Origin of the sequence: Caballeronia mineralivorans PML1(12) (assembly GCF_001028175.1) — a bacterium.
Classification (GTDB): Bacteria; Pseudomonadota; Gammaproteobacteria; order Burkholderiales; family Burkholderiaceae; genus Caballeronia; species Caballeronia mineralivorans.
The window spans coordinates 22501-37480 of the sequence record NZ_AEJF01000069.1 but is presented as its reverse complement, the minus strand read 5'-3'; the positions used below and the strand labels follow the sequence as shown (position 1 = coordinate 37480).

At 58.9% G+C, this 14980-nt stretch carries 14 protein-coding genes and 1 pseudogene; 6 read left to right on the top strand and 9 right to left on the bottom strand.

Annotated elements, in window-relative coordinates; translation table 11 throughout:
• Window positions 1-45: 45 nt before the first annotated feature.
• From EOS_RS09605 to EOS_RS09560, 9 genes and pseudogenes are all read right to left on the bottom strand, one after another.
• Complete coding sequence (locus EOS_RS09605) at window positions 46-1545, bottom strand: efflux transporter outer membrane subunit (protein ID WP_047846387.1); 1500 nt, start codon at window positions 1543-1545, stop codon at window positions 46-48.
• Between the two features lie 50 nt (window positions 1546-1595).
• Entirely contained in the window at window positions 1596-1931 is a 336-nt protein-coding gene (locus tag EOS_RS09600; RefSeq protein WP_326972913.1) for a MarR family winged helix-turn-helix transcriptional regulator, read from the bottom strand.
• A gap of 531 nt (window positions 1932-2462) precedes the next feature.
• Window positions 2463-3398, bottom strand: a complete 936-nt coding sequence (locus tag EOS_RS09595) for a LysR family transcriptional regulator (protein WP_047846385.1) — start codon at window positions 3396-3398, stop codon at window positions 2463-2465.
• A 556-nt stretch (window positions 3399-3954) separates the two neighbouring features.
• Window positions 3955-4206: a hypothetical protein gene (locus tag EOS_RS09590; RefSeq protein WP_047846384.1), complete on the bottom strand. Its 252-nt coding sequence runs from the start codon at window positions 4204-4206 to the stop codon at window positions 3955-3957.
• A 35-nt stretch (window positions 4207-4241) separates the two neighbouring features.
• A complete protein-coding gene (locus EOS_RS09585; protein ID WP_047846409.1) occupies window positions 4242-4514 on the bottom strand; it encodes a hypothetical protein in 273 nt (90 codons plus the stop codon).
• An 820-nt stretch (window positions 4515-5334) separates the two neighbouring features.
• Window positions 5335-6733, bottom strand: a pseudogene (locus EOS_RS09580) (MFS transporter).
• Between the two features lie 23 nt (window positions 6734-6756).
• Window positions 6757-7752 carry a methyl-accepting chemotaxis protein gene (locus tag EOS_RS09575; protein ID WP_407639117.1) on the bottom strand — a complete coding sequence of 332 codons (996 nt, stop codon included), beginning with the start codon at window positions 7750-7752 and terminating at the stop codon, window positions 6757-6759.
• A 520-nt stretch (window positions 7753-8272) separates the two neighbouring features.
• A complete protein-coding gene (locus EOS_RS47985; RefSeq protein WP_235442756.1) occupies window positions 8273-8878 on the bottom strand; it encodes a cupredoxin domain-containing protein in 606 nt (201 codons plus the stop codon).
• Complete coding sequence (locus EOS_RS09560) at window positions 8871-9275, bottom strand: DUF4142 domain-containing protein (RefSeq protein WP_047846381.1); 405 nt, start codon at window positions 9273-9275, stop codon at window positions 8871-8873. Before EOS_RS09560 ends, EOS_RS47985 begins: the two co-directional genes overlap by 8 nt.
• Before the next feature lie 439 nt (window positions 9276-9714).
• Between EOS_RS09560 and EOS_RS09555 the strand changes: the two genes are divergently transcribed.
• From EOS_RS09555 to EOS_RS09535, 6 genes are all read left to right on the top strand, one after another.
• On the top strand, window positions 9715-9912 hold the full coding sequence (locus EOS_RS09555; protein WP_047846380.1) for a hypothetical protein: 198 nt from the start codon (window positions 9715-9717) through the stop codon (window positions 9910-9912).
• A gap of 119 nt (window positions 9913-10031) precedes the next feature.
• Complete coding sequence (locus EOS_RS47475) at window positions 10032-10190, top strand: hypothetical protein (RefSeq protein ID WP_167348953.1); 159 nt, start codon at window positions 10032-10034, stop codon at window positions 10188-10190.
• Window positions 10191-10735: 545 nt separating this feature from the next.
• Window positions 10736-11752 carry an HPP family protein gene (locus EOS_RS09550; RefSeq protein ID WP_326972912.1) on the top strand — a complete coding sequence of 339 codons (1017 nt, stop codon included), beginning with the start codon at window positions 10736-10738 and terminating at the stop codon, window positions 11750-11752.
• 248 nt (window positions 11753-12000) lie between these two features.
• Window positions 12001-12414, top strand: a complete 414-nt coding sequence (locus tag EOS_RS09545) for a MarR family winged helix-turn-helix transcriptional regulator (protein ID WP_047846379.1) — start codon at window positions 12001-12003, stop codon at window positions 12412-12414.
• Between the two features lie 102 nt (window positions 12415-12516).
• Window positions 12517-14328: a chloride channel protein gene (locus EOS_RS09540; protein ID WP_047846378.1), complete on the top strand. Its 1812-nt coding sequence runs from the start codon at window positions 12517-12519 to the stop codon at window positions 14326-14328.
• A gap of 181 nt (window positions 14329-14509) precedes the next feature.
• Entirely contained in the window at window positions 14510-14830 is a 321-nt protein-coding gene (locus EOS_RS09535) for a DUF1840 domain-containing protein (protein WP_047846406.1), read from the top strand.
• The last annotated feature ends 150 nt before the right edge of the window (window positions 14831-14980 follow it).

Sequence of the window (14980 nt, the reverse complement as noted above, 5' to 3'; positions counted from 1 at the left end):
TGGTTATCTCGATGTGTGTTATTTAATCGGGTGGGTGTTAAGGGTTCAGTTAGCTGCGGTCTGCTTCAACGGGGTGGCCGGCGCATCTGTCGGCACGACAAGCCCTGTCTGCGTTGCATCGAAACCGCCGCCGAGCGCCTTGATGAGAGCGATCTGCATACTGCGGCGACTCATCTTCAGGTTCGTCACGGTCTGTTCGGCGGCGAGGCGGTTCTGGTCGGCGTTCAGCACCTGCAACTGTTCGGATAGACCCGCCTTGTAGCGGACGACTGCCAATTGATACGCTTTCGTTGATGCGTCAAGCGCACGCTGCGCATCGCCCGACTGCTGGTCAATCGAACGGATCATCGAGATCTGCGTCGCCGCGTCTGCCAGCGCGTTGATCAGCGTCTGGTTGTAGTTCGCGACATCGAGATCAAAATCCGCATAACGACCCTTCAGTTGCGAGCGAAGGGCACCGGCGTCAAAGATCGGAAGATGCACCGCCGGACCGAACTGGATCTGACGGCTCGCTGACGTGAGGAAACGTCCCCAGCCGAACGCATCGAAGCCAAGACTGGCGGCTAGATTGACGTCAGGGAAGAACTCCGCCTTGGCTTCCTTCACGTCATGCAGCGCGGCTTCGACCTGCCAGCGTGCGGCCACGATATCCGGGCGGCGCGACACCAAATCGGCCGGCAGGTTATCCGGCAGCGCGACGACATTGCCGGTCGTGAGGACTGGCTGCGTAATCTGCAGGCCGCGGTCTGGTCCCTTGCCGAGTAGTGCGCCAAGCTCATAGCGCACCACGGTGATTTGGCCGTCGAGATCGCTCAGGTTCGTCTGGCTCGTCGCAATGTCACCTAGCGCTGTCTGCTTCTCGACATTGGTGTCGAGCCCGGCCGTAACGCGTCCGTTGGTTATTTGGCTGACATCCTGGCGATCGCGGATTTCATTCGAGGCAATGGCACGTAGTTCGTATAACCGCGCCAACTGGTTATACGTGCTCGCCACTGAAGCGGAGAGCGTCACGCGGGCCTGCTGCAGGTCCGCTTCGGTGGCCTTTTCCTGCGACACCGCCTGCCCGAGACGCTCACGGTTCTTGCCCCACAAGTCCAGATCCCACGACGCGCTCGCCAGCACATTGTTCTCGCTGTACCAGCTTCCGCCGTATGGAGGGGGGTAGAGCGCGGTGCCCGAGAACAGTTCGCGGCTCCATGAATAGCTACCGGTAGCCTTCGGGTAGAGCGCCGATTTTGACGAATCAATATACGAGGCCGCCTTTTCGATTCGAGCCCGGGCCTGAGCGATCGATGGGTTGCCTTGCAACGATTCATCGATTAACTGAGGCAGTTGCGGGTCACCAAACTGGCTGGCCCAATCCAGCGACGGCCATTGGCCGCCTTCGTTCGGCAGGCTCTGGCTGGACTCGTACTGCGCCGGCGACGATATCTGCTTGTCGCTCTTGATGCCGGCGTAGTTCACGCACCCGGCAAGAACCAAAGCCATCACCGCGGCGGCTGCACGGCCCGTCCCGACGCGTACCAAAGTCTGAGGAGTAGTCATCGCGATTTCCTATTGATTTTAAAAGTTGTTTCCGTCATCCAAATCTTTCTTTAGGTGTTCGAAACGTCTCGCGTAACGCGGAACAGTTCGCGTCTAAGAAAGGCCGCCTGCTCAGGTCCGAACTTGCGTTCGAACTCGTCCTGCGCAGCACGCCAATGCACCATTGCCTCATCCAGCTTCACGCGGCCGCTTCCGGTCAGAGCGAGTTGGAGACGACGATTCACCCACTGGTCAGGCTTGCTGGCGACAAAACCGTTCTGCAACAACGGCCTCAGCGCGCGCACCAGCGTGGTTCGATCCATCATCATCGCCTGTGCCAGTTCGTTCATCGTCAAGCTCGAACCACTTCCGAGCGCGCTAAGGATGCTGAACTGAGTCGTCGTCATGCCCACTTGGGACAGGCGCCGGTCGTACAACTGGGAAATGTGCCGGGCCGCCTGACGAACCGCAAAGCAATCATCGTTTTCGGGTGTTTGACTGTGCATGTGCACAAATGTAGTGGCACTGCGGTGGGCGATCAATGCTCACCGGCGCATCAATTTTTAACGACGGGCACAAGAATCAAGAGCTGGATGCAATAATCCTGGCACGGTTCATCCGTGTGTCACTCTTGATAAAGATGTCATTGAGGCACCCCGCGAGCTTCAGTGAAGACGCGGCAGCGCAGTAAGTCGATGACTTCGTTGAGGTCGACGGTTTGAGTTCTCCGACAAAGCGGCGGGCTTATCTGCGCGCGGACGACCTGCAGCCGCGTCGCGGCAACTTGATGGTCTCAATCGATCTCAAAGATTTTAGACTCGCGAAAGTGCAACTTCGATAAGAGGCAGGTGGATATGCAGACCATCCTGCGCAGTGGGTTTGGATTCGAGACGGAGGATAGACTCTGCGCTAGCTTTGAGTGCTTATTGAGCGGATCGTCAAGCCTCTAATTCGACCCGCGCCGGTCGACGTACCGCCACCTCGTCGAAGAACGTCACAGCATGCTCGATAAAGACTTTCACCTTGGCCGGCAGCAATGCTCGCGAATTGTATGCTAGCCGGATCTCGATCGCTCCATCGACAATGTCGAAATCTTCAAGGAGAGACACCAGCTTGCCGGACAACAGTTCTGACTGCACCAGAGCGGCAGGCGCGGCGCCGATGCCAAAACCCTCCAGCACCATTTCTCGATTGAACATGGCATTGTTTGATGCGATGTCGTAGCTGAGCGGAACAGTCAGATTCCCCTCCTCGCCGCAGCGAAAGGTCAATACGGGCTTGCGAACCGACGCAGACATCAAGACGAATGTGTGGTCGGTGAGTTGGGATGGATGCTGGGGCGAAGCATACTTTTTCAAATACGCCGGCGTCGCCACGATCGCGAGTGGCATGCGTTCCAAAAGTCGAGTGACGACCGTGTCGGTGTTCAACATAAAGGGGACGACGACCCCGAGATCATAGCCGTCTGCGGCAAGATCGACGGGCCGTTCGGTGAGCGTCACGTCCAAACGCACATTCGGATACTTTTGCTTAAAAGTTGAAATCAGTGGTACGAGCCGGTTCACAGTCGCCGTAGTATGGACGACGAGGCGCAGCACGCCAGTAGGTTCGCGCGCCCCCATCGACGCTTGCGCTTCCAGCGACTCCAGGTCGTCGAGAATCCTAGCGCAGCCCTCATAGAAGCGCTCCCCCGCCTCCGTAAAAGAAACCTGCCGGGTCGTCCGATGGAACAGACGGCTACCGAGACGATGCTCAAGTCCGGCAATCGCGCGCGATACGACCGGTGCGGTAACGCCGAGCATATCCGCGGCCCGTGTAAAACTTTTGGCTTCGACGACCGACCGGAAGACTCGCAAGCTTTCGATATAGTCCATATGGAATCCCAGGTACGCTCATGAAAGAATCGTTTTCTATATCCGATCAGTGCGGTTAAACAATTGGCCTGATTCGATGAAGTTTTATGGCAGTGGCTCAGGCAAAATCCGTTGAGTCGTCGAGCGTTCGGCTGCACGGCCTCATTCGTTTCGGCCGGGTTTTGAGTAACGACGCCACTTCAACCCGAGGCGAGGTTCGCAATGGTGAACACGCCAATCGCCCGGTCTGTCACTGTTGACTGAAAGCATCCAGTCGCACAAAGATTAGTACCGTCCGAGTGGATAAACAATTCGTGAAAGGAGCATCAATTTGTTGCTCCGTGGAGATTAATTTCCAAATTCGGCAGCACACGTCAGATCGCTTGGAGAAGCCGGCTATGCAAATAGCGCAGACCCGCGAGAAGCTGTCAGTTTTGAACAAGCCGATCGGGTCGGAGACAGAGCAATGCTCTGTGCAGTGCAACACGCGTGGCGTTATAGGAAGGCGTCTCAGCCTCCGCGGTGATTTTCGGAAAATGTAGTAAGCACCAATCGCTCACGGGATCGACGCTACTATTCAGCCGTTGCCAATCGATGTATCGACGAGGTCGCGCCCTACGTGATAGGCCGCATCAAGAGCCTCTGCTTCGGTCGCAAAGACGTCGCCGAGTTCATAAAACTGCGTGCGTTGACCGGCATGACGCAGATCGGCGCCAGGACGGCATACATACCCGTTGTAGTGGTAAGGGGTATCCGGCGCCGGAGGTCCGTACGCAAGGATCGGCAGCACCCAGATCTCAAATCCTTTGTAATCGATTTTTTCCCACATGGACACCTCCAGCATCAGGATTGCGGGACCGGGAATCAGACCGCCCCGCCCAGTATGCGAGCGACGAAATGTCTACCCCATGACTCGCCGTGAGCAATGGCATCCGCCACCGTCGTGTATGGTCCGTGAGCACCGGTCAATTCTCCAGAATCTTCCGCAAGCGTCGAACCTCGAACCGGCATTCCATCATGGCGAGTCACGATCACGCGAACATTAAAACCAATCGCTTCTGCTTTGTCAGCGGGGTTGTATTTTTGCTCGACGTTTATAGCCAGAAGGTGGTCGCCAACTTCAATGTCTTGACGCATGGCCGTCTCCTTGTTCATCGAGGAATTTCATTATGACCGCGATCACCAGTCAATGCGGCACGTACGGCTACAAGCTGACGAAGCCGGCAACACGCTATTCAGCGACCATGGGAAAGCGATGTTTCCCGCGCTGAAGCCGGACGGCGTTCTCGACTTTCCTTGTCGCCAGACTCAGCCTATCAGCGATCGGCAGCGAAAGACAAGAAGTGTCTTTTCCACAGCAATGGCAACGCCCTCGCCACCCTGCCAACACCACGCAGTCAATTCTCACCAGAGCCCTTGAACCCGGGCAGGCGGTCTTTGAAGAACCCTGCGAAGAGTTCGGCACCTTATCTCAAATAGATCAGTCATGGCGGCGACCTGCCGCATACCTCCGGATCGTTAACGCCTGCACAAGCTACTCGGCGAGAGCGTTTTTAAAAGTGTTAAACGCACCTCTGCTCGCATCGCCCTGTGTTAGTAACGCAGCGGCACCGTGAACGTCTGTGCTGCTTTCTTCCGCGCAGGTGTGCGGGGCGGAGGTCTGCCGTATGTCGCCAGAGTCCCTCGTCATCCGGGCCGGGACTCAACGGAACGACCTTGCCGGCACCATTCCGAGCCAGGAAACATCCGTCCGGATCACTTCCGATTATCATTGTTCGAAGCTTCTGCCCGCTCCCGTTGATCTGCTGGCCACTGCGACCGGCCGTTTACCAGTCGCATGACCCTGACATCTCGCAAATTTCGCGTTGAAATCCAGCATACGGAGGCAACCGCAAGCCCATGGGGCGAGACGCACACATCAAGCATGAAGCGAGCGAACGCGCCGGTTCGATTCACGTCAAGGGTTGTCTACACGCACGCCTGCAGGCTGCATCGCGTCTGCAACGAGAGGACTCTCCCTGGGCAGCGCCCATTCCAGCCAGCGGGTGCGATGCAAAACCACCAGTGCGAACGCGATGGCCGACAACCCGCCGAAGGTAGCGAAACCCATCTGATAGCTGCCGGTGCTTTCCTTAGCTATCCCCATGATCACCGGCAGATAAAATCCTCCGATCCCGCCGGCTGCGCCGATGATGCCGGACATCAGCCCGGTCTTGCCCTTCCAGCGTTGCGGCACAAGCTGGAACGTCGCCCCGTTGCCGAGCCCGAAGCACATATAGATGGCCACCAGCAGCGCAATCCCGGCCGGCAGCGGCGGCATCCACGCGGCGAACGTAAAGTCGCACACGGAGATTCCGGCGAGCAGCAGGACGAGCGCGCGCACGCCGGAAATCCGGTCTGCGATCAGACCGCCGACCGGACGCACCAGCGCGCCGATAAATGCGAGCAGCGACATGAAGAGACCCGCTTCGAGTTTCGGCAGTTGATACAGCGAAATCAGCAGCGTGGTCACATAGGACGACATACCGACGAAGCCGCCGAAAGTGATGCTATAGACCAGCATCACCACCCACGTATCCCCTTCTACCAGCACGCTGCGGTAATGCTTCGGCAATACCGCGATGGCCAGTAGCGCACCCAGTACCGGAAGCAGCAACACGCCGGTTTTGCCCTCGCCGAAAACGCCCGAATGCACGGCGAGCACGAGCGCGAGGAGGCCAACCAGCGTAATGCTGAAGCTGAGAAAAGCTTGAGGTGCACTACCCGACTTGGGTCCCAGATCCTTCGCCCAAAAGAAGATCGCTGTAGCCGCCAACGCTAGCAACGGCAACGCCGCGCCGGTCGCTTTCGCCCAGCCGAAATGCTCTGCGAGGCCCGGGAACATGAATCCGTCGAGCACCGCGCCGATGTTGCCCGCGGCGGCTAGCCCGAGCACGAGGCCCTGCACCTTGGGTGGATAGTTGCTTCCGGCCATCGGCAGCGCGACGGCGAAGCTTGCACCACCAACGCCGAGAAACACCCCAAGGACGAGCAGCAACGTATAGGACGGAGCAGACGGCAACAGCAGCAGGATGACAGAAGGCACGGCCGACAGCGCGATACCCAGCAACGCGACGCGCCGGCCGTCGCAGGCCTGGTACAGATTGCCGAGCGTCACTCGCAGGATGGCCGCACCGAGCACCGGGACCGCAACCAGGAAGCCCAGTTCGGCGGGGGGACATCGCGATATCCTTGTGGATGAACGGCGCGAGCGGCCCGAACATCACCCACACGGTGAAACCGGTATCGAAGTAGAGGAAGCACGCGAGCAGCGCGCGCCAGTTACCGCTCGATAGCGAACTCAGCAGGTTTTTCATGGGTCTCTCTCGTGGGGCGAAGGCTATTGAAAAGCATGATCAGCGCGGATGTGCCGACCCGGTAGGGGAGCGCTGCTTCGAGGCGGCGCCTCGTTGTCGCTATGCGCGTTGACAACGCTGTGGATCAACTGGTCCATCTCCTTCATAATGTCCGCGAGTACCGTGGTGATCACCGCGAATTCCCGGCCGAATTGCCCCGCACGGGCGGCTGCGATGCGCGCATTGAGGGCCACGATGTTGGCCTGCATGGAGATATTTCCGAGCCGCTCAGCGATGTCGCTCTGACGCTTGAGCGACGCAGTCTCGATGCTGCGCATCTCCTGTTGATAGGCGAGCGTGATTTCCTGCAGGAGTTCGAGCAGCGGCGTGCCCTGAACAACGAGTGCATCGGTCTTCTCGCGACCGTCCGTCATGCCCGACTCGAGACACGACACAGCTTGATTCGCTTGCGCGATAAATCGCTGGATGCTTTCGTCCGCGTTTCGAGCGCCGAAATAGAGCTGACGCAGGGCTTCTGAAAATACGCCGGTCAACGGACCATCGCCGCTCACCAGGTCGGCGTGCGTTTGCGCAAAGGTGCTCAGGCAGTCCTTGGCAACCATCAGTGCGGCGCCGTCGCCGTATGATGCGAGCAGCACATGCAGAACGATGCGCTGCGAGAGCATCCGCTGCCGCCCGGACAAATTGATGAGCTGTCCGATGGTCTGCGCCGAGACTTCTTCGCGACTTGAGTGTGTCCACTGTTTCATGGTGAAGGCCGATATCCCGAGACCGTTGACCCGATCACAAAAGGTGAACCAGGACGAGGTTCGCAATGGTTGATCGAGTGCGCAAAAAAAAACGCCCCGAGCGGCAACCGTGCCCCGATTGCTCGGTCGCACAGTTGACGCTCGGGACGCCGTTGTCCCTGCGGGCCGCTCAACGCGAGCGGCCGGAGAAGATTCAATACGCTGAGGCCTCCGTTGGCCCCTGTCCGGATCAATGCAATAGCCGTGCCAAAGCCGCATGACGCGGATCATCAGCAATCTCTTCGGCTCGCTCCAACGTTGCGCCGATCGGCTTTTGGTCCGCCCAGCGGGGTTCGGCAATTCAACGATGTACGCCTGATCGTCGAATTCGATAAAGGCCGGCAGGGTCATCGCATTGCAAGCGATAGTTTGCCGCGCGCGCCTGAACACGGATTTGCGACCTGAGTTGGTGCGATGCAATGATGCATTGCACTACGGCTGTGCGCCGCGTCGACCCGCCCGGCTCGAAAAAAAAGGCGCCTCGAGGGTGCCTTGAAGTGCATCTGGTTATTGTTTTTTTGGTCTCTCCCGCACTAGCGTCGTAACACAGCAAAATCCGATTGAACGGGGACATGATCGTTTCCTTTACGCAAGCACCGGCGGGGTGTCCAGCGTAGTTCCTCTTAATAATATGTCATTCTGTGATACATAGAACGTAGCAATTTTACGGACGGAATGGAGGAAGACAAGGAGAACATCAGGCGCGTCCGAATCGCAATTTTCCGCACCGAGGAACCAAGGCCTGCGGCATTTATTTTCCAGCGCCCATCGCGCCTGCACAGCTCAGCACAAGTGTGTCGTCTGCCCCAACCTCGGGGCTGAGCATAGCGATATGGAACTCGGTTTCGCCGCAGCGCCACTCCGCGAGAAAATCCTTTGGGCAACCAGCGGCGGGGTCCCGGACCGTTCTCCTGTCAATGCGATATTCGCAGGTGTCTGGCCCGTCGCACTGGGTCTCCATATCAGGTGTCGCGTTGCCATGTTGTGCCCCGCAGTTCTGCCCATACGTACCGGACACCACCTTGATCGCGACCGCTTGCGCGCTCGAATTCGCCACCAGGGCTGCAATCCCGAAGATTATCCCGATGTGGCGGATCAGCACCGCCCGTTTGCGGGTCGGACAAAAAATGGTTTTGTTCACAGATCCCCATGTCACGTGATCGCCGCGCCGCACCGTCAGAGCCGGTGGATTGAAGCGCATCTGTTCGATCACGACCGCGTATGTCGTGGGTGAAGCATCGGCCGCGCCGGACAACGCTAAAACGAGAGCGGCGATCACACCCAAGTCAAGCCCCCATGCGCGCCGACGGTGGGTGCCACGCAGGCGGCCGGCGGCATCGGGCAAGAAGTCATGCACCGCTTTTCCTCAGTTCCGCCTGTAAGTGCTTTGCCCGCTCGAGGTGGGCGACAAAAGCCGGCCGCACCTTGACGAGAAGCGCCTTCAGTTCTTCGTTCTGGGCGCTCGGGATCAGCGTCTTGTCGAGTGCATCCAGAACGCTTTGATGATAGGCCACCTCATGGTCGACGGCTGCCCGGTTGACGCCGCCATGGTCGGTGATCATGCGCTGCGCGAACGCCTTGACATCGGCTGACTTTGTCTTTGATTCCGCAAGCTTGCCAGCGTCGATATCGACTTGATTGGCAGTCGCAACGATCGCTGCGATCTGCGGATCTGTGGGTCCATCGCTCTGCGCCCAGTCCGGGAAACTGGCGAGCGCAAGCGCGCCGAACAATGCTGCGCTAATGGCTTTCATATGATCCTTCCTGACGGTGACGGTGACGGTGACGGTGACGGTGACGGTGACGGTGACGGTGACAGGGCCGGCTGGCCAATCCGCACCGGTTTGTATTGATCGCGGTTATGTACTTGGATGTCGCGTGTTCGAGCCCTGTTCCCGGTCACGCATTTCGACGTCCGGCGCCTGCTGCGCCTGCGCGACTATCCGCTATGCGTGAGGCGCTTTGTCGTGGATGCATTTGGCACGACACGGGAAGGAAATCATCATATGAAAACTGCGCTGGAAAAATTCATCCCACATATTGATCATCGGGCGGAGAGCACATTAAGATAGCCGTGCGGCAAGCACCCGGGGTCGGCATAAACGCCTCGCATCCGCAAGCCGTCAGGTAAACCGGCTTGCGGCACAAATCAAGTTCCCAGCGAATGAAGCACCTATTACATAGGAGACGACAATGCTGAGTCCTCGTGAATTTTCAACCCTGATGCTGCTCCAGGACGCTCCGGATCAGATCGACCTGGACTGTGCGGATCTGGAAGCCCTTCTTGAACGCCAGCTCATTACGCTGGAAAGGCTCGGGTCCGGTCAGCCGCGGCCACTTATCACCATCAATGGTCACTCGGTCCTCAAGGCTGCTGCGCGGGTCCGATAAATGACAGTCGCGTAACACGGTTTGCCACCCGATCCAGGCGTGATGCGTGATTCGATCCGTGTCTGATCGAATGCCGTCCTGAAAGCCTGATCGGATTCCGCAATGGAAAGGAGTCTTCCGTGACTGACTTGTGGGCGGGGATTGTCGTGGGTTCATTCGGGCTGGCTGTCGCCACGCTGCTCGTCATTGGCCACTATCGTCGTGAATGGATGCGGCGGCGACTGCTCAGGCAAATGGATCATCGACACTGTTGGGACGTGATGCGAAACCGCCGCTAATGACGCTTGCCATGGGCGATCAATTGAGACGAGTACGCCCTTCGCTCTGCCGGCGCTCCTTGCTCGTCCGGCCCCAACGCTGGTTCCGGACAGGATAACGAAATACTTTCTCCACGGACTTCCGCGGCTGTCGCCTGCAAGCCATGCGGCCGATCCCTCCTTCGCTTTGCCGTAAAAGTCACGCTCGCCGGTGTCCGCGCGAGACCGGCGAAGACACGGCGATATCCAGTTTGCCTCCATATCGGACGATGACCTGGCTCACACCTGGCTGCTATAACCGCCTGGAATCGGCTCATGTGATACGTTGATATATGTCATAATCGCATACTTTTTATAATGCGTTTGGCAGGAGACGCTGCCTGACGGTGATGACGTTCCATGTAACGTCGACCGCTCACACTATCTTCCAAGCTTATGGTCCGATCCGCTCTGGCACGTTGGCTTCTCAGCTTCTCAGCTTCTCCCCTTCACCGGTCACGCTTGGTTGGCCCGAACGATTCAGGTCCTGTCTCGGCGCACTGCTCGGCATATCCTTCACCGCAGGCATGACGCATGTCTTGCTGGGCGACACTGCGCTCATCCCGCTCCTGGTCGCGCCAATGGGTGCCTCCGCCGTGCTGCTGTTCGCGGTTCCCGCAAGCCCGCTCGCCCAACCCTGGTCGATCATCGGCGGCAATGTGGTTTCCGCGGTCATCGGCGTGGCGTGTGCAACCTGGATCACGAACCCGATAGACGCCGCGCCGATTGCAGTGGCCATGTCAATCGCCGCGATGTTTGCGTTCAGATGCGTGCATCCGCCCTCGGGCGCAGTGGCGCTGACAGCCGTGCTCGGTGGGCCGGCCGTGCATGCTCTCGGATTCGGGTTCGTTTTTGCGCCGATAGCGGCGCAGTCGTTTGCGCTGTTGGGGGTCGCGATCGTGTTTCACGCGGCGACTGGACACCGGTACCCTCATGCGGCGCACTCAGCCAAGGAAACAGGCGTCCGTTCGCCGGCGGCCAGCCCCGGATTCACACGAGAAGATCTCGAGGCGGTACTTGGTCGCCGCAACGAATTGCTGGACATCGACCCAGCGGATCTCGAATCGCTGCTCCTGGAAATACAACTGCAATCGTACGTGCGCAGCTTCAGCGGATTAAGCTGCGCGGACATCATGTCCAGCCCCGTCGTTTCGATCACATCCAGCACGACGGTCGCAATAGCCGCCGACATACTCCAGCGCCATGGCATCAAGGCGCTTCCTGTCATCGACGACCGCTCGTTCGTGATTGGCATTGTCACTCAGGCCGACATTGCGAGAAACATGGCGGCCGGAAGGCTTCGGGCGCTGGAGACCCTCATCGAGCGCTGGTTCGCCAGCCCCGGTTCAGCGCTGACGGTAGCGTCCATCATGACGATCGACGTGTCCACGGTCTGCGTCACCACTTCAATCGCCAAGCTCGTGCCCATGTTCGCCGCTTATGGCCATCACCATATTCCGGTACTCGATAAGCAGGAGAAACTCGCCGGCATGATCACCCAGGCAGACCTGATACTAGGCCTCTACCGACAAACGCACGCCTAGTTTTACACATGGCGCGCGGACGAGATCGCGAAGGTGGCGCTCACAGCGATGGGACTTCCTCGTCCAAGGCCGCGCCACGATCGAGCGCGCTTGACCGATCATCTACACTCCCCATTTCGAACAAGCCGGCCATCGCCGTTGCAGGTGCTATCGCTTGCGTTCCCGACCCTGTCCCCTGCGCACGCTCCCTCCCATATGTATCACTATATGATACAATTTGAATCTAGGTTCCTGACTGGACTATCCCCATGAAAGAAGCTTTTCGCACGCTGAGAAAAGAGGACTTTGAACAACTGTCCGAGTTTCGTTACCAGATGCGGCGGTTCGAGAGGTTCTCAGAACAGGCTGCTCAGGACGAAGGCATTACGCCGCTGCAGTATTTGCTGTTACTGCATATCAAGGGCTATCCGGACCGGGATTGGGCAACCGTCGGCGAACTGGCTGAACGGCTTCAGGCGCATCACCACGGAATCGTTGCGCTCGTGACGCGGTGCGAGGCGCTGGAACTGGTCAAGCGAAAGCCTAGCGAGACCGATCGCCGCCAGGTCGAGGTTCATCTGCTGAAACCCGGAGAGAAAATCCTCTCGCGGCTAGCCGAGTTGCATCGGGCAGAACTGAAGTCGCTCGCCGGCACCTTCCGCGTTCCGCAGATCGATCTTTAGGTCGGTGCATGCAACACCGCCCACCTTCCGCGGCATTGCAGTCAGGTCACGCCGTTCCATCAGCCGACGCGACAAAACAATCTGAATTGATCAGGAGTCAATGTGCACGGAAACGCTTCACGAGGTGATTTTGCAGCGAATGCACATCTGTTGCGTATTACGGCCATCGCGATAGTGATCGGCGCGTTGAGCACGGTCACGGCCTATGTCCTGCTCCACCTGATCAGTCTTTTCACCAACCTTTTCTTCTTCCAGTCGCTGTCGTTCGACAGTCGCTCGCCCGCGGGAAATACCGTCGGTCTCTGGGTGATCGCGATTCCCGTAATCGGCGGTCTGGTAATCGGGCTGATCGCGCGCTATGGCAGCGAAGCCATTCGTGGACACGGCATTCCCGAAGCGATCGAAGCCATCCTGTTTGGTAAGAGCAAGATGTCGCCGAAGGTCGCGGTGCTCAAACCCCTATCCTCCGCGATCGCCATCGGCAGCGGTGGCCCGTTCGGTGCGGAAGGGCCAATCATTATGACAGGCGGTGCACTGGGGTCGCTGCTCGCGCAATATTTCCACCTGACTGCTGGTGAACGCAAGACGCTGCTCGTCGCCGGCGCCGTAGCCGGGATGACGGCGGTTTTCGGTACGCCGGTCGCGGCGGTCCTGCTCGCGGTCGAGCTGTTGCTGTTCGAGCTGCGCCCGCGTAGCCTGCTGCCCGTTGCCGTCGCGTGCGCGGTAGCCGGTTTCGCGCGGCCTCTTCTGATCGGCGGCGGTCCCCTCTTCCCGTTGCAAACCATCGCACTGGGTCCGCTCGGCCTCATTTCATGCGTAGTTGCGGGTCTCATGGCCGGCGCCATGTCCTGGGGCCTGTCATCGGCGCTATACAAGGTCGAGGACCTCTTCGGCAAATTGCCGATTCACTGGATGTGGTGGCCGGCGCTTGGCGGTGTTGCCGTGGGCATCGGCGGATATGTCGAGCCGCGCGCGCTCGGCGTAGGCTACGACGTCATAGGCGACTTGCTGCATAACCATCTTGCGATCAGCGTCGTGGCCGGCTTGATACTGGCGAAGGCGGTCATGTGGGTCATCGCCCTCGGCTCCGGGACATCCGGAGGCGTACTCGCGCCGCTGCTGATGATGGGTGCGGCCATGGGAACAATCGTCGGACCCTATCTGCCCGGCGGTGAGCCAGCAGTGTGGCCGCTGGTATTCATGGCGGCGACGCTCGGCGGCATGATGCGCGCACCGATCATGGCGACGGTGTTCGCGTTCGAACTCACCCATGACGCCAATGTACTGTTGCCTCTGCTCATGGCTTCGGCTGTCGCCTACGGATTCACGGTGCTGCTGATGCGTCGCTCCATCCTTACCGAGAAAATTGCGCGCCGCGGTTACCACATCTATCGGGAGTACGGCATCGATCCGCTCGAACGCCATTTCGTCGAGGAGGTGATGACGCGCAAGGTCGAGACGATCGATGCGGATGTGCCGGTTGCTGACGTGCTGGCGAAGTATTTTGGTGAGAAGCAAATACATCGCGCGTTTCCGGTGACGCGAGGCGGCGCGCTGGTAGGAATGATCGAGCGTGAGGGATTGATCGCCCGAACCGGTAGTCCAGCCATCCAGGTAATGAACGACCTGTTCGGCGCAAACACGCCGATCATGGCGTTGCCCGGGGAAACCTGCCGGATCGTGTCCACCCGGCTGGCAGTGCACGGGCTTGAGCGGTTGCCAGTGGTGTCAGACGCGCAGTCGCGACGTCTGGTGGGCTTGATAAGCCGTAGCGACCTGGTGAAGCCGTCGCTCGCCTTCTTCGAGGAAGAGGAGCGGCGCGAGATGTTCCGGCGCTCTCCCCTGCACCACCTGAAGAAACGGTTTGCACCGGTGAGCAGGCACGGAGACGACGCGTCCCAGGAACGCCGGTAAGCCGCCCGACACCTGGTGATTCGTCGCGATCCTCTATATCACATCACGATATAATAGGGCTAGGACGGCAATTTCTCGTCCAACTCGTCGAAAGCCCGCAGCGGTTTGATACGAACACGTATGGAAATTGACGTCGCGTTATTTCATACAAATGGTCTCACGCAACAAGAGGTGGGCTATCATGTTGATCACATTCAAATCAAGAGCATCACCCGATGTTCTGATGCTCGCAGATCTCGCCAATTACCTCCTCGGTATTGTTGGCAAACGCCTTGGTCCGTGCGGCGTTATCGAACGCCATGAGTTATCCGATGCCATTGGCCGCATGGAAGACGCCATCGCGGAAGACCAGAGAACGTCCGATGAGCACGATGAGATGCACTACGGAACACAAGCTGGTGTACGCGAGCGCAGTGCAGCACTGGCACAGCGCGCGTATCCGTTTTTGGACATGCTTCGTGCAGCTCAAAAACAAGACGTAGACATTATTTGGGGCCTGTAGGGCTGACCTCCCGGTATTCCCCGGGTTACAGCAGAGCCACCGCCGATGTTCTGCGGCTTTCCGCTTGGCGCGGTGGCCGGCTCTCTGGTGTCAGGAGTACAAACCTGCTGAGGAACGACATGATCCAAAACAGGATTGTCCCGGCTGGGC